At 72.2% G+C, this 16,385-nt stretch carries 7 protein-coding genes and 3 pseudogenes; 7 read left to right on the forward strand and 3 right to left on the reverse strand.

Features of this window, described 5'->3' with window-relative positions; all coding sequences use genetic code 11:
* Positions 1-65: 65 nt before the first annotated feature.
* The 4 genes and pseudogenes from QMK30_RS36820 to moeZ form a co-directional block, all read left to right on the forward strand.
* Positions 66-821 (forward strand): annotated as a pseudogene (locus QMK30_RS36820) (SDR family oxidoreductase); the annotation flags it as partial.
* Between the two features lie 69 nt (positions 822-890).
* Positions 891-1,079, forward strand: a pseudogene (locus QMK30_RS39020) (reductase); the annotation flags it as partial.
* The gene (locus QMK30_RS36825; RefSeq protein ID WP_283522710.1) at positions 1,067-1,822 is read left to right on the forward strand and encodes a spherulation-specific family 4 protein; all 756 of its coding nucleotides are present in this window, start codon (positions 1,067-1,069) and stop codon (positions 1,820-1,822) included. The pseudogene QMK30_RS39020 and the gene QMK30_RS36825, both read left to right, overlap by 13 nt.
* Before the next feature lie 63 nt (positions 1,823-1,885).
* A complete protein-coding gene (gene moeZ / locus QMK30_RS36830; protein WP_283522711.1) occupies positions 1,886-3,064 on the forward strand; it encodes an adenylyltransferase/sulfurtransferase MoeZ in 1,179 nt (392 codons plus the stop codon).
* 209 nt (positions 3,065-3,273) lie between these two features.
* Here moeZ and QMK30_RS36835 read toward each other — a convergent pair.
* The 3 genes and pseudogenes from QMK30_RS36835 to QMK30_RS36845 all read right to left on the reverse strand — a co-directional run.
* Positions 3,274-3,939, reverse strand: a pseudogene (locus QMK30_RS36835) (alpha/beta hydrolase); the annotation flags it as partial.
* 156 nt (positions 3,940-4,095) lie between these two features.
* Positions 4,096-5,691: an alpha/beta hydrolase gene (locus tag QMK30_RS36840; protein WP_283522712.1), complete on the reverse strand. Its 1,596-nt coding sequence runs from the start codon at positions 5,689-5,691 to the stop codon at positions 4,096-4,098.
* Between the two features lie 89 nt (positions 5,692-5,780).
* Positions 5,781-8,567 carry a lysylphosphatidylglycerol synthase transmembrane domain-containing protein gene (locus QMK30_RS36845; RefSeq protein ID WP_502963300.1) on the reverse strand — a complete coding sequence of 929 codons (2,787 nt, stop codon included), beginning with the start codon at positions 8,565-8,567 and terminating at the stop codon, positions 5,781-5,783.
* 161 nt (positions 8,568-8,728) lie between these two features.
* On the opposite strand from QMK30_RS36845, the gene QMK30_RS36850 reads away from it, so the two are divergent.
* The 3 genes from QMK30_RS36850 to QMK30_RS36860 form a co-directional block, all read left to right on the forward strand.
* Complete coding sequence (locus QMK30_RS36850; RefSeq protein WP_283522714.1) at positions 8,729-9,136, forward strand: MGMT family protein; 408 nt, start codon at positions 8,729-8,731, stop codon at positions 9,134-9,136.
* A 354-nt stretch (positions 9,137-9,490) separates the two neighbouring features.
* Entirely contained in the window at positions 9,491-12,985 is a 3,495-nt protein-coding gene (locus QMK30_RS36855; RefSeq protein WP_502963301.1) for an ATP-dependent helicase, read from the forward strand.
* Between the two features lie 375 nt (positions 12,986-13,360).
* On the forward strand, positions 13,361-16,385 hold a 3,025-nt coding region (locus tag QMK30_RS36860), incomplete at its 3' end, for a UvrD-helicase domain-containing protein (protein WP_283522716.1).

Genomic DNA, 16,385 nt, shown 5'->3' on the forward strand with positions numbered 1-16,385 from the left:
AAGGAGAACGTGACCATGACCCCCCAACCCCCAGCTGCAGGCAGTCGGCACCGAGGGGGCGCGCGATGAGGGTGCTACTGCTCGGTGCCAACGGATACCTCGGCCGCTTCGTCGCCGACCGGCTCCTCGCGGACCCGGCGGTGCAGCTCACGGCTCTCGGCCGGGGCGACGACGCCGACGTACGGTTCGACCTCGCCACCGGCAGCCCGGGAGCACTGACCCGCTTCCTGGACGCCGTACACCCGGGAGTCGTCATCAACTGCGCGGGCGCCACCCGTGGCGGTGCCCGCGACCTGACCCGCCACAACACCATCGCCGTCGCCACCGTCTGCGAGGCCCTGCGCCGCAGCGGCTGCGGGGCACGGCTGGTGCAGCTCGGCTGCGCCGCCGAGTACGGGCCCTCGCAGCCCGGTTCGTCCACGGCCGAGGACGCGGTGCCGCGCCCCGGCGGCCCGTACGGCGTGAGCAAGCTCGCCGCCACCGAGCTGGTGCTCGGCTCCGATCTGGACGCCGTTGTGCTGCGCGTCTTCTCTCCGGTCGGCCCCGGCACCCCGGCGGGCTCACCGCTCGGCCGGCTCGCCGAGGCAATGCGCCGCGCCATGCAGGCCGGGGACGGCGAGCTCAAGCTCAGCGGCCTCGGAGTGCAGCGCGACTTCGTCGACGTACGCGATGTGGCGCGCGCCGTGCACGCCGCCTCGCTCTCCGCCGCCCAGGGCGTCGTCAACATCGGCACCGGCCGCGCGGTGCGGCTGCGCGACGCCGCCGCCGTCCTGGCCAGAGTCGCGGGCTACGCCGGCACCCTTCACGAACTCGACGCCCCCGCCGCCTACTCCGCCGGAAGCGCGGCGGCGACGGCGCGCAACGGCGGCGCGGGGAGCATGCTCGCCACGGTGGGCGCCCCCCGCGGCGAGACGCCTCCCGAGCACCTGGGGGGCGGCCCGTTCCCGTACCCCGACGGCTGCGGCAGCTGGCAGCAGGCCGATGTGCGCACGGCGCGCGACCGGCTCGGCTGGCGCCCCCGCATCAATCTGGAGGAGTCCCTCGCCGACATCTGGATGGAGGCGGCATGTCGCATCTGACCACGGCAGGCACCCGGTTCGCGGCGACCGCCGCCGACCGGATGGGCGTCGGCGTCCCCGGCTACGCCCATCCGCTGGTCGCCCCCGTCGAATGGGCCGAACTGACCCGCCCGGGAACCCCACTGCACTGGGCGGTGCTCAACGTCGCGAACGGGCCCGGCGCCCGGCCCGACCCGCACTGCCTGGAAGCGGCGGGCCGCCTCAGCAACGCGGGCGTCCGCGTGCTGGGGCGGATCGACATGACGTACGGGGCGCGGCCCTTCGGGGAGATCGTCACCGACGCACAGCGCTTCCTCGACTGGTACCGGGTCGATGGCTTCTATCTGGACCGCTGCCCCACCGGGCGGACGTCCCTGTCCGAAGTGCGGCGTACGACATCGACACTGTCCGCGCTCACCGAGGACAAGGCGCACCTGGTGCTCGGGCACGGCACCCACCCCTACCCCGGCTACGCCGAAACCGCCGACCAGCTGGTGACCTTCTCCGGCCCCTGGACCGACTACCGCTGGTCGCAGGTCGCGGAGTGGACGGCGGACTATCCGCCGGAACGCTTCTGTCACCTGGTGCACGGCGTCCCGCGCACGCACCTGGAGGAAGCGGTGCGGATCGCCCGCTGGCAGGGCGCGGCGACGGTCTATCTGACCGACCGCAGCGACCGGGGTGGGCAAAACGACCCATTCGAGACACTGCCCGGGTACTGGGACGAAATCGTCTCGCGGATCGGACCGGGTGTCTCGGAATGAGAAGGGGCGTGGCAGTGTTACGCGGAGAACAACCGTACTGATTGACCGACCTACGGAGTCCCCGTGTCGCTGCCACCCCTGGTCGAGCCCGCTGCGGAGCTCACCGTCGACGAGGTTCGCAGGTACTCCCGCCACCTGATCATCCCGGATGTCGGGATGGACGGGCAGAAGCGGCTCAAGAACGCCAAGGTGCTCGCCGTTGGTGCGGGCGGCCTTGGTTCGCCGGCGCTGATGTACCTGGCCGCGGCCGGTGTCGGCACGCTCGGCATCGTGGAGTTCGACGAGGTCGACGAGTCGAACCTGCAGCGCCAGATCATTCACAGCCAGGCCGACATCGGCCGCTCGAAGGCCCAGTCTGCGAAGGACTCGGTCCTCGGCATCAACCCCTACGTGAATGTTGTCCTTCACGAAGAGCGGCTCGAAGCCGAGAACGTGATGGAGATCTTCTCCCAGTACGACCTGATCGTCGACGGCACGGACAACTTCGCGACCCGATACCTGGTCAACGACGCGTGTGTCCTGCTGAACAAGCCGTACGTCTGGGGCTCGATCTACCGCTTCGACGGCCAGGCGTCCGTCTTCTGGTCCGAGCACGGCCCCTGCTACCGCTGCCTGTACCCCGAGCCCCCGCCCCCCGGCATGGTCCCGTCCTGCTCCGAGGGCGGCGTCCTCGGCGTGCTCTGCGCGTCCATCGGCTCGATCCAGGTCACCGAGGCCATCAAGGTCCTGACCGGCATCGGTGATGCCCTGGTCGGCCGCCTGATGATCTATGACGCCCTGGAAATGCAGTACCGCCAGGTCAAGGTGCGCAAGGACCCCGACTGCGCGGTCTGCGGCGAGAACCCGACCGTCACCGAGCTCATCGACTACGAGGCCTTCTGCGGCGTCGTGTCCGAGGAGGCCCAGGAAGCGGCTGCCGGTTCGACGATCACTCCCAAGCAGCTCAAGGAGTGGATCGACGCCGACGAGAAGATCGAGATCATCGACGTCCGCGAGCCGAACGAGTACGAGATCGTCTCTATCCCCGGCGCCAAGCTGATCCCGAAGGGCGAGTTCCTGATGGGCACCGCCCTGGCGTCGCTGCCGCAGGACAGGAAGATCGTCCTGCACTGCAAGACGGGCGTCCGCAGCGCGGAGGTCCTCGCGGTACTCAAGTCCGCGGGCTTCGCGGACGCGGTGCACGTGGGTGGTGGCGTGATCGGCTGGGTCCACCAGATCGAGCCGGAGAAGCCGATCTACTAGGCCTGCTTGCTGCTCCTGAGGGGGCTGCCCCGCGCGAAGCCGTGCGGGCAGCCCCCTTTTCGGCGTGCAGCCGGTCCGTTGCTTTCAGCCGTCCGGCACCTTCCAGCCCGTCCGGCGTTTGAGGACCCGTCTGGGGCGGAGCCCCAGTTGTGGGAAGGGGGCGGGCAGGGGAGAAGCCCCGCGCAGCGGGCACCTCGCACCCGCGGGCCTCAAGGACAGGTCGTTCCCGCCCCCGGAACCTCGCCGTCCAGGAAGTACCGGTCCACGGCCCGGCCTATGCACGCGTCGCCCGTCAGATACGCGCCGTGCCCCTCACCCTCGTACGTGATCTGTACGCCCACGCCCTCGCCCAGCTCCTCGACCATCCGCAGGGACCCCTCGTAGGGCGTGGCGGGGTCTCCCTTCCCGCCGATGCCCAGGACCGGCGGCGCACCCTTCGCGCCGACCCCGGGGGTCTCGTGCTCGCCGGTGACCGGCCAGGACGCGCACCAGCCCGCCAGGTCCCAGGCCAGGTACGGGACGAAGGCGGGGGAGACCTTGCGGAAGTCGGCCAGATGGGTCGCCCTGACCTCGTCGGCGCTCACCCGCCCCTTGGCGTCGGCGCAGGATATGGCGCGCTGGGCATGCTGCGCTGTGCCGTAACCGCCGTCCTGGTCGCGGTTGTTGTAGGAATCGGCGAGCCGCAGCAGCGTCGTGCCGTCGCCGCCATCGGCCTCGCGCAGCCCCTCGGTCAGAAGCGGCCAGCTGTCCTTGCCGTAGAGCGGGGAGAGGATGCCGGTGACCGCGAGGCTCCGGGTGAGCGGGCGCCCGGTCCCGGTCGTCAACGGCTCGCGGTCGAGCCGCTCCAGCAGGCGCACGACGCGCGCGGTGCCCGCGGCGCCGCTGTCGCAGCCGACAGCCACGGCGGCCGCCAGCAGGGATACCGCCCGTACACGCAACGCCATCGTGGCCCCCCCGAGAGCGCAAGTGCTCAGCAATCGAATGCAGGTTCGCCATCCTAGGCGGGGCCTATGACAAGGAGTCCGCCACGTCTACGCGCAGACCTTCCCGTCGTCCGGGACCTTTCCGTCCAGCAGGTACGCGTTCACGGCTCCCTGCACACACTTGTCGCCGCTGTTGTACGAGCCGTGGCCCTCGCCCTTGTACGTCAGCTCCACGCCCACGCCCTTGCCCAGTTCGTCGGCCATCTTCCGGGCCCCTTCGTAGGGGGTCGCCGGGTCGCCGGTGTTGCCGATGACGACGATTGGGGCCGAGCCGGGGGCGCTCACGTCCGGAGTCGTCCACTGGCCGGCCACCGGCCACTTGGAACAGCCCATCAGGCCCCAGCCCAGGAAGTCACCGAACACGGGCGAGACCTTCCGGAACTCGGGGAGCTTCGCCTTGGTCTGCTCGATGGTGTGACGGTCCTTGTAGTCCACGCAGTTGATAGCGGCGTTGGCGGCGCCGATGTTGCTGTATGAGCCGTCGGGGCCGCGGCCGTTCATGGAGTCGGACAGGGACAGGAGGACCTGGCCGCTGCCGCCGTCCGCCTCGTCGAGGCCCTTCTCCAGATACTCCCAGTACTCCCGCGAGTACAGGGTCTGCGCGATGCCGTTGGTGGCCTGGGTCTGGGTCAGCTCACGGCTGCCGATGCCGGGGATCGGCTTCTTGTCGAGCCTCTTGAGGAGATCGACGATGAAGGCCTCGATCTCCTTCACATCGCTGCCGGGCAGGGTGCACTCGTCGCCGCGGTCCACGCAGTCCTTGGCGAAATTGTCGAGCGCGAGCTGGAAGCCCTTGGCCTGGCCGAATGAGCCCTGTTCGGAGGGCTGGGTGGGATCGACGACGGCGTCGAAGACGGCACGGCCGACGTTCTTGGGGAACAAGTGGGCGTAGACGCCGCCCAGTTCCGTGCCGTACGAGATTCCGAAGTAGTTCAGCTTCTTGTCGCCGAGCACCTGGCGCATCAGGTCCATGTCGCGCGCCGCGTTGGTGGTGCCGACGTACGGAAGGTCTTGGCCCGAGTTCTTCTCGCAGGCCGCCGAGTACGCCGCGAGGCCGTCGGTGAAGGTCTTCTCCTCGGCGGCGTCGTCCGGGGTGCTGTCCTCGGCGTAGTACGCGTCCAACTGCTTGTCGTCCTCGCACTCGACGCCAACGCTGCGGCCGACGCCGCGCGGGTCGAAGCTGACCAGGTCGTAGCGGGAGCGCAGCCGCTCGTAGTCCGCGGCGAGCGAGGGCAGGCCGGTCACTCCGGAGCCGCCGGGGCCGCCGAAGTTGAAGACGAGCGAGCCGATGCGCTTGTCCGTTTGGCGGGCCTTCGCGCGCACCAGCGCCAGCTCGATCGTGTCGCCGTCCGGCTTCGCGTAGTCGCGCGGGGCGTCCATGAAGGCGCACTGCCACTCGGCGCCGCCGGGCAGCGGCGAGGGCGCTTCGCCGCCGCCTTCCGCGGCGGACGGGGCCGGGCAGTCCTTCCAGTCCAGCTTCTGGGAAGCGAGATCCTTGGGCTTGCCCTGCTCGCTGTCCTTGGACCTGTCCTTGTTCCCGTCGCCGCTGTCGGAACAGCCGGCGAGGGACACGAGGACGGCGGTGGCGGCGGCGACGGCCGAAGCGCGCAGGAGTGCGCCGCGCCGGGCGGAGGAGGTCGGCATGACTCCATCGTGCGCCGGGGCGCCGGAGCGTGCCGCCCCGGGGGCGCCATTCGTGACCCCAGGGCGCACGCCCTGGGGAGCGCGGACGCTCAGAGCGCGCCCTTGCGCGTGAGGTAGTTGAAGGCGAACCATCCAGGCAGCACCGGCAGCCAGAACGTCAGCAGCCGGTACAGCAGCACCGCGGGCGCCGCGATCTCGTACGGCAGGCCCGCGAACGTCAGGGCCGTGGTCAGAGCGAGCTCCACCGCGCCGACACCGCCGGGGGTCGGCGCCGCCGAGCCGATGGCGTTGGCGGTCAGGAAGACCACCGCGATCGCCGCGTAACTCAGCCGGTCGCCGCCGCCGAAGGCACGGATCGAGGCGTCCAGACACATCACGAAGGTCAGGGTCAGGAGGAGCATCCCGCCGATGCCGGTGATCAGTTTCTGCGGTCTCTGCAGTACGTCGAGCATGCGCGGCACGACACCGGCGAACAGCGACCGCACCCGGGTGGCGACGAACTTGCGGAGTGTGGGAACGGCCGTCACCACGAGCACGAGCACGGCCGCCGTCAGCAGCCCGGCGATCACCGTCCTGGACGGCGACATGGTGGGCGTCCGTTCGGTCCCGGTCAGATAGCCGAACGTCATCAGCAGCACGATGTGGCTCGCGAGACCGAACAGCTGGGACGCGCCGACACTCGCCACCGCGAGTCCGGGCCGCACCCCCGCCCGCTGGAGGAAGCGGGTGTTGAGCGCGACCCCGCCGACGGCCGCGGGGGCGACCAGCTTCACGAACGAACCGGCGACCTGCGCCATGATCGTGCGCCGCCACGGCACCTTTTCGGGGACGAAGCCCAGCAGACTCATCGACGCCGCCGGATAGCTCAGCGCGGAGAGCGCCACCGCCGCCGCGACCCAGCCCCACTGCGCCTGGCCGAGCTGGCTGATGCCGTTGTCCGTCAGCGCCGAGATCAGGAAGTACGCCGCGAACGCGCCCGCGACGAAGCTGAGCAGCGTGCGCGGCTTGATGCGCTCCAGGCGGGCCGGCTCGACCGGCGCCTGCGGGCGGATGAGCAGCACCTGGTGGCGGATCTGCGACAGCAGGTCCTCCTCACGTGCCTCCTCCAGCGCCTCGTCGATGGCCTCCTTCTCGGCCTTCTTCCCGGCGCGTACGGCCTTGCGTCCGCCGGGGGTGGCCTCCGCGGCCGCGGCCTCGCTCGCCTTGGCCTCCCTCGCAGCCTGCGAGGCCTCCAGCACCGCCTCGCGCTCGCGTTGCGAGCGCTCCCTGGCCAGCTTGCGCAGCGTCGCGCGGGTGGACCGGCTGAGCGCGATCGGCTGGAGCAGCGGCAGGCTGCCGGCGACGGCGTCCGGTCCGAGCACGGCGACGGCGGCGGCCACGGCGCGCTCGGCGCCCGTACGCAGCGCGAGCGTGGTGAGCAGCTGCGCGATGTCCATCCGCAGGACGACGTCGCCCGCGGCGATCTCGCCGCCCCGCAGGTCCGTGAGGATCACGGTGCCGGAACGATCCACCAAAATCGCGTCGCCGACGAGTCTGCGGTGCGCGATGCGCCGCGACTGGAGTGCCCGCACCTGACGCCAGGCGCCCTGCAGCAGCTCGTCGGTGATCTCTTCGTCGGAGAGCGAGTCCAGGGAGTGGCCGCCCAGGTGCTCGTACACCAGCATGACGGCGTCGGGGCCGAGCTCGGATGTGGCGATCAGCTTGGGTGCGTTGGCGCCGGCGGCGATGGCCGCGTACGCCAGCAGCGCCTCCTGTTCGAGGGCCTGGCGCAGCGACTGGATGGAGCGGCGCTGAGTGATGCCGCGCAGCGTCATCCGGCGCCACACCCGGTAGAAGAAGCCCTGCGCCTGCTGCTCGCGGTCGACGACCGTGATGTCCAGCGGCGGGCCGTCCTCCAGGGTGACGAAATAGCGGCGGCCCCGGTCGCGCTGGTCCGCGGAGTCGGGGACGTCCTCGGCGCGCATCGCGGTCACGGGACGGAAGCCCACGTGCCGCAGCCCCGCGAGGAGGGTCTGGCCGGTGGGCCGCACGTTCGGTGAGCCGACGGCGTAGAGCGTGCCGTACGCGACGGTCCAGCCGATCAGCACGGTGAGCAGGATGGAGAACGGGGTGGTCTGCCTGCCGACCAGCACCGTGAAGGAATTGAGGAGCAGCACCGCCCACAGAGCCACCCGCCAGCGCGGCCTGCGGGCCATTCCCACTGCCGTCATATAGGCGATGACGGGTGCGAGATAACCGTGCACCGGATCGGTGAGATCACCGCCCCCGGTGGGCTGGGTGAGGGCGTTCCTGATGGTCTCGGGCGCCGCGTCGGAGACCCACAGGTCGGTCGCGAGGGAGACCCCGTGGGCGAGGACGGCCGCGAGCACACCGTCCGCGATGCGCAGCCCGTCGCGCTTGACCAGCCGCTCGATCGCGAAGGCGACCGGCAGGATCAGCACGGCGATGCTGGAGATCAGTCCGGCCAGTTTGATGAAGACGTCGGGGGTCTGTCCGGTGCCCTTGCTGATGTCCTCTTCGAGCCCGGCTGTCGTGCCGTGGGCGAAGGCCGCCATGGCGAGCACACAGGCGATGCCGAAGACGCCGATGAGGAGCCGCAGCAGGTCTGCGGGGCGGTGCACGCGGGCGGAGAGGAGTGGCTCGTCGCCGGACACCCGGTCGATGTGCTCGCCCCCTTCGCAGAGCTCAGGGGCCTCGGCGGCGGCCTGCCCGGCCACCTCGTCCGAAGTGCCGGAAGCCTTGTCGGCGGCCTCGCCCAGGGCTCCTTCGGGTGCCTTGCCGGGCACGTCAGGGTGTGGCTCGGCGCCAGGAGTGCTCGCTGCCGGTGGAGGCCGCAAGCTCTGCTCCTTCGTCGTCTCTTCTTGATCTCGTATCACCAGTCACCGCCCGGATGATGGTGGCATGACCGGATGGGAGAGGGGGGCATCAGGGTGCATTGTGGGGGCGTGTGGTGATTTGAGCACGCCCCCCTGGGTGGAAGCCCAGGTGGGCGGTAGGGCCCACACCATTGTCGGTGTCGTGGTGCAGGATGGGTCGGATGAGCGATGAGCCGCAGCTGCCGAAAGGACCCGCGTCCGCGGATTACCCCGAGTATCCCGAGTACGCGGAGAAGGTGCTGGAGGTCGCGGAAACGATCCCGCCCGGCCGAGTCATGACGTACGGGGACGTCGCCGAGTGGCTGGAGGAGGGCGGCCCGCGCCAGGTGGGCCGGGTGATGGCGCTCTACGGCGGCGCCGCGCCCTGGTGGCGCGTGGTGCGCGCGGACGGCCTTCTGCTGCCGGGCCACGAGCTGCGGGCGATGGAGCACTACCGGGCGGAGGGCACCCCGCTGCGCACCGCGTCCAGCCGTACCGAAGGCCATCTGCCGCGCCTCGACCTGAAGCGGGCGCGGTGGGACGGCGGCGGTACGGACAGGGATGCGGAAGCTCACACGGCTCACACCTGACAGCTTCCGGCATGCCGCGCCGTCGTGGGCGGTCCGAGGACCGTACGGGGTACGTGGCGCGGTAGGTGGCTCAGTGGACCGCGGGACGGGCCGCCTTCCGGGTGACGGACTGCCTGCGCTCCCGTCGCCCACTGGCGTAGCGTCGTCGGCACGCGGCACGCGCGGAACGTCCGTCCCGCGCCCCCCGCATTTCCCGCATCCACCGCTCCCCACGCGCGGTGGACAAGTCCACCAGCACCCCCACCAGGACCGGCGATCCACGTGAGCTCCTCCATTTCCACAGGTTCCGCAGGTTCCGCCCGGAATCCGCCGCACCAGCAGGTGCGGCAGCGGACCCAGGGCGCGTACCGGCTGGTGCGTACCCCACCGGGCCCGGTGGATCCTCCTCTTCTGGACGCACCGCAGCGTGCTGTGGTTGACCATGCGGGCGGGCCACTGCTGGTCCTCGCCGGACCGGGTACGGGCAAGACCACCACTTTGGTCGAGGCGGTCGCGGCGCGCGTCGCCAAGGGGGCCGACCCCGAGCGCATCCTGGTGCTCACCTTCAGCCGCAAGGCGGCGGTGGAACTGCGCGACCGGATGGCGCTGCGGCTCGGCGGCACCAGGGCGCCGCAGGCGACCACCTTCCACTCCTTCTGTTACGCCCTGGTCCGCGCCCACCAGGACAGTGATCTCTTCAGTGAGCCGCTGCGGCTGCTCTCCGGCCCCGAACAGGACGTGGCCGTACGAGAACTGCTCACCGGCCAGTTGGACCTGGAGCGCTCCGGGCTGACCCATGTTCGCTGGCCGGACGAACTACGCGCCTGTCTGACCACGCGCGGCTTCGCCGACGAGGTCCGCGCGGTGCTGGCGCGCAGCAGGGAACTGGGCCTCGGCCCAAGGGCGCTGGACGAGTTCGCGGCCCGTACCGGGCGGCCGGACTGGCGGGCCGCGGCGGCGTTCCTCGCCGAATACCTCGACGTACTCGACATGCAGGGGGTCCTCGACTACGCCGAACTGGTCCACCGTGCGGTGCTGCTCGCCGAGCAGGCCGAGCTGACCGGTCGGCTCAGTGCCCAGTACGACGCGGTCTTCGTGGACGAGTACCAGGACACGGACCCCGCCCAGGTCCGTCTCCTGCGCGCCCTGGCCGGTTCCGGCCGCACGCTGGTCGCGTTCGGCGACCCGGACCAGTCGATCTACACGTTCCGCGGCGCCGATGTCGGCGGCATCCTCGAATTCCCGCACACCTTCGGCCGGGCCGACGGCACCCCCGCCCCGGTGGAGGTCCTCACCACCTCGCGCCGTTCGGGCGCCGACCTGCTCACGGCCACCCGTCTGCTTACCCGGCGGATGCCGATGACCCGTCTGCCGGCCGAGAAGGTACGGGCCCACCGCGACCTGGCTCCGGTACGGGAAGGGGGCCGCACGGAGGTCTTCACGTACCCGACAGCCGGCACCGAGCTCGACAACATCGCGGACATCCTGCGCCGCGCCCACCTGGAGGAGGGCATGCCGTGGAGCGAGATGGCGGTGCTGGTCCGCGCCGGGGGGCGCACGATCCCCGCCGTGCGCCGTGCGCTCACCTCCGCGGGTGTCCCCCTGGAGATCGACGGCGACGACCTCCCCCTGCGCCACGAACCGGCCGTGACCCCGCTCCTGACGGCCCTGCGCGCAGTGGCGACGGCAGCGGTGGCAGCGGCGGCCGGAGGGGTACAGGCGCCGGGGGCGGAGGCGGGTGTGACCTTGGGCGAGGGCGAGGGCGAGGGCGAGGGCGAGGGCGAGGGCGAGGGCGCGGCGACCGGCGCGGAGCCGGTTGCTTCGGCGGACACGGCTACCGAAGCTGATCCGTCTGCCGGCGCGGAGCCTGCTGCCTCAGCGTCTCCGGCAACCGACGCGTATGCGGACGCGGGGGCGCAGGCTGAGGGGCTCGGGGAACCCGCTCCCCAGCCTCCGGACGGCGCAGGCCGGGGGAGTGTCACGCCCCCAGGCCCCTGGCTCAGTACCGAGATCGCCGTCGAACTGCTCGGCTCTCCCCTCGGCGGCATGGACGCCGCCGACCTCCGACGCCTCGGCCGCGCCCTGCGCGACGAGGAGCGGGCCGCGGGCCATCGTGTCCCCGCGCCCTCCGACGAGCTCCTCACCCGCGCACTCGCCGAGCCCGAGCGCCTCGTCGCGCACGACCCCGCGTACGCCCGTGGCGCGCAGCGGCTCGGCGCGCTCCTGCGCAAGGCCCGCGAACTCCTCGAAGGCGGCGGCACAGCCGAAGAGGCCCTCTGGGAGCTGTGGTCCGGCACTTCTTGGCCGGGGCGCCTGGAACGCGCGGTCCTGCGCGGTGGCGCGGCCGGCCGCAACGCCGACCGTGACCTCGACGCCGTATGCGCGCTGTTCGACACCGCGGCCCGCGCCGAGGAACGCTCGGGCGGCCGCGGCGCCCTGAACTTCCTCGAAGAGGTCGACGCCCAGGACATCGCCGCCGACACCCTCAGCAAGCGGTCCGTACGGCCCGACGCCGTACGCCTGATGACCGCACACCGCTCCAAGGGCCTGGAGTGGCGGCTCGTGGTGGTCGCGGGCGTGCAGGAGGGCCTCTGGCCCGACCTGCGCCGCCGCGGTTCGCTCCTTGAGGCGGACCGCATCGGGCGCGACGGCCTCGCCGAACCGCTCACCCCCGGCGCCCTGCTCGCCGAGGAGCGCCGCCTCTTCTACGTCGCGGCCACCCGCGCCCGCGAGCGCCTGGTCGTCACCGCCGTGAAGGCCCCCGCGGACGACGGCGACCAGCCCTCCCGCTTCATCGCCGAACTCGGCGTCGAGCCGAAGGACGTCACAGGCCGCCCTCGCCGTCCCCTCGCCGTCGCCGCACTCGTCGCCGAGCTGCGCGCGACCACCGTCGACCCGAACACGACCCCCGCTCTGCGCGACGCGGCGGCCCGCCGCCTCGCCCGCCTCGCCGCGCTCAGCGACGACGACGGTCAACTGCTCGTCCCCTCCGCGCATCCCTCCCGCTGGTGGGGGCTGGACGAGCCCACCCGCAGCGCCGTCCCGCTGCGCGACCGCGACCAGCCGGTCGCTCTGTCCGGCAGCGCGCTCGACCAGCTCGCCAACACCTGCTCCCTCCAGTGGTTCCTGGGCCGCGAGGTCAAGGCAGACGCTCCCGCGACGGCCGCCCAGGGCTTCGGCAACGTCGTGCACGTGCTGGCCGACGAGGTGGCGTCGGGCCGCAGCCCCGCCGACCTCGCTGTCCTCATGGAGCGCCTCGACTCGGTCTGGGACGCGCTCGCCTTCGACGCCCCCTGGAAGTCCCAGCAGGAGAAGGAGCACGCGCGCGTGGCGCTCGAACGCTTCCTGAGCTGGCACGTCATGGACCGCGCCGGCCGCACCCCTGTCGCCACCGAGCACGGCTTCGACGTGACCCTGGAGGCGGGCGGCTCGTACGAGGTGCGCATCAGGGGCTCCATGGACCGTGTCGAGGAGGACGCGGAGGGACGCGCGTACGTTGTCGACTTCAAGACGGGCAAAGCGGCCCCCACCAAGGACGAGGTCGCCCACCACCCCCAGCTCGCGGTCTACCAGCTGGCCGTCCGCGAGGGCGCGGTGGACGAGGCCTTCGGCGGACGGCGCCCCGAACCCGGCGGCGCCGAACTGGTGCAGCTGCGGCAGCCGGCCGCCAAGAAGGACGGCGGGGAGACCCTCCCCAAGATCCAGGGGCAGGAGCCGCTCGCAGGGGAGTGGGTCGGCGACCTGCTCGCGACCGCGGCGGGCCGGGTCCTCGACGAGCGCTTCACCCCGGCCACCGGCCAGCACTGCACGCACTGCGCCTTCCGCGCCGCGTGCAGCGCGCAGCCGGAGGGCCGCCACATAGTGGAGTAGGCGGGGCGGCCCTGCGTGGGGCCGGCCCCACTGGCCCACGGGACGGCCGGCCTCGTAGGAATCGGCCGGCTCGGCAGCAATCGGCCGACCCCGCACGGCCCGCTCCGCACGGCCGACCTCGTATGAATCGGCCGGCTCGTTCACGGTGTTGCGACGCACGGCTTGGCTCCGTCCTGCCTGGCCCCGCCCCGCGCGCCCCGCCCCGCGCCAATCGGGCGGCTCCGCTCCGCACGCCGACAGCCCCGCGCGCCCGGCGCCAATCGGGCGGCTCCGCCCCGCACGGCCGACTCCGTGCCAATCGGCGCGCCCCGCACGAGCAGCCCCAGCCGTCCCGGTGGACCGTGGTTGTCAGTGGGTCCGGATAGCCTCTCTGAGGTGTCCGCTCGCATCACCGATCCCGAACAGCTCAAGGAGCTCCTCGGCATCCCCTTCACCCCGGAGCAGATGGCGTGCATCACCGCACCGCCTGCCCCGCAGGTCATCGTGGCCGGAGCCGGGTCGGGGAAGACCACGGTCATGGCCGCGCGCGTGGTGTGGCTGGCCGGCACCGGCCAGGTCGCCCCCGAGCAGGTCCTCGGTCTGACTTTCACCAACAAGGCCGCCGGTGAGCTCGCCGAGCGCGTCCGCAAAGCGCTGATCAGGGCCGGGGTGACCGACCCCGACGCCATCGACCCCGACAACCCTCCCGGCGAGCCCCGCATCTCGACGTACCACGCGTTCGCCGGCCAGCTCCTCGCCGAGCACGGCCTGCGCATAGGCCTGGAGCCGACCGCCCGCCTGCTCGCCGACGCCACCCGCTACCAGCTCGCCGCGCGCGTGCTGCGTGAAGCGCCCGGCCCCTACCCGGCCCTGACCAAGTCCTTCCCGGCCCTGGTCAGCGATCTGCTGTCGCTGGACGCCGAGCTGGCCGAGCACCTCGTCAGGCCTGAGCGGCTCGCGGCGTACGACACCGCGCTGCTGCGCACCCTCGAAGGCGTCAAGCTCACCAACGCCGACCTGCGCAAGGCCCCCGAGGCCGCAGCCGCCCGCCTCGAACTGCTCGACCTCACGACCCGCTACCGCGCGGCCAAGCGCAGCCGCGACCTCCTCGACTTCGGCGACCAGATCGCGCTCTCCGCCGAGCTCGCACTGACCAGTCGGGAGGCGGGGCGGATCCTGCGCGAGGAGTTCCGGGTGGTCCTCCTCGACGAGTACCAGGACACGTCCGTCGCGCAGCGCCTCCTGCTGTCCGGGCTGTTCGGCGGCGGCACGGGGCACGCGGTGACGGCGGTCGGCGACCCCTGCCAGGCGATCTATGGCTGGCGAGGCGCCTCCGTGGCCAACCTCGACGACTTCCCCGAGCACTTCCCGTACGCCGACGGGCGCCCCGCCACCCGCCACTCGCTCAGCGAGAACCGCCGCAGCGGTGGCCGCCTCCTCGACCTCGCCAACGGCCTCGCTGTCCCGCTGCGCGCCATGCACGCGGGCGTGGAGGCCCTGCGCCCCGCGCCGGGCGCCGAGCGCGACGGCACGGTCCGCTGTGCGCTGCTGCCCACCCACGCCGAGGAGATCGAGTGGCTCGCCGACTCGCTCGCGCACCTCGTGCGGACCGGAAAGGAGCCCGGCGAGATCGCCGTCCTGTGCCGGACGGCCGGTGACTTCGCCGAGATCCAGGGCGCGCTGGTCGCCCGTGACATCCCCGTCGAGGTCGTCGGCCTGTCCGGGCTACTGCACCTCCCGGAGGTCGCCGACCTCGTCGCGGTCTGTGAAGTCCTCCAGGATCCCGGTGCCAACGCCTCCCTCGTACGCCTCCTCACTGGCCCCCGCTGGCGCATCGGCCCCCGCGACCTGGCGCTCCTGGGACGCAGGGCGCGACTGCTGGTCCACCGCCCCTCGGGCGACGACGCTGACCCGGACCGCAGGCTGACCGAAGCCGTCGAGGGCGTCGACCCGTCCGAGGTCATCTCGCTCGCCGACGCGCTCGACACCTTCCTGGAGTCGGCCGGCGGCAAGGACGACGGCCTGCCGTTCTCCTCTCAGGCGAGGGTCCGCTTCGCCCGGCTGGCAGCCGAGCTGAGGGACCTGCGCCGCTCGCTGGCCGACCCGCTCATGGACGTACTGCACCGGGTGCTGGCCACCACGGGCCTCGAAGTGGAGCTCTCCGCCTCACCGCACGCCCTGGCCGCCCGCCGCCGCGAGACATTGAGCAACTTCCTGGACACCGCGGCGGGTTTCGCGGCGCTCGACGGGGAAGCCACCCTGCTGGCCTTCCTGGGTTTCCTGCGCACCGCCGCGCAGTACGAAAAGGGCCTGGACAACGCACTGCCCGGCGGGGAGAACACCGTCAAGGTCCTCACCGCCCACAAGGCCAAGGGTCTGGAGTGGGACGTCGTGGCGGCCCCGGGCCTGGTCCACGGACACTTCCCCAACGACCAGGCCCGCGAGTCCTGGGCATCGCAGGCGAAGGTCCTACCGCACGCACTGCGCGGAGACGCGCAGACCCTCCCGGACGTGGGGGAGTGGGACAGCAAGGGCCTGAAGGCCTTCAAGGACGAGATGAGCGCACACCAGCGGACGGAGGAACTGCGCCTCGGTTACGTCACTTTCACGCGCCCGCGATCGCTTCTGCTCGGTTCGGGCCACTGGTGGGGGCCGACCCAGAAGAAACCACGCGGCCCTTCCGACTTCCTGCGGGCGCTGTACGACCACTGCGCGGCCGGTTTCGGCGAGATCGAGGCCTGGGCGGACCAGCCCGAACCGGACGAGGGAAACCCGTCGCTGCGCGAGGCGGCGGCCGACCGGGCCTGGCCCCTGCCGCTGGACGAGGCCTCCCTGACGCGCCGCCGCGAGGCGGCGGAGACGGTGCTGGCCCACCTGGACGCCCTGACGGCGACCCCGGAGACCGCGCCCCCGGCCGACCGGCCCGGCGAGGCCCCGGGCTTTCCGTTCCCTGACGGTTCCGTTGACGAGGACAGCCCCCCGTACGACGACGGCTCTGCGTACGACGACGGCTCCCCGCACGGCGAGGGCTACCACCACGGCGACGCCCCCGAGGACGAGCCCCCCTCGGACTGGGACACGCTCCTCCCCGAACGCCCCCAGGGTCCGCCGACGACCTCGGGGGCAGCAGTGACGTCCCCCGGGCAGGGAGCGGATCAGGGGCCTGGGCACGAGCCCGAGCAGGATCACGAGCACGCCCGCTCCGCCGACGCCTCGACGGACACACCCGTGCCCGGCTCCCGTATGTCCGGCTCCCGTACCGGTGAGGACGCTCCACCGGACTCGACCCCACGGGACGCGCCCGCATTGGACGCGACCCCATCGGTCAGCTCCCCCACGGACTGGGCCCCGTACGACGGAGGCCCCTCGAACTGGGACGCCTGGTCGGCACAGCGCCCCGGCGCCGGGCCCGGGGGCCGGC

This window comes from Streptomyces sp. H27-C3, assembly GCF_030063415.1.
GTDB lineage: Bacteria > Actinomycetota > Actinomycetes > Streptomycetales > Streptomycetaceae > Streptomyces.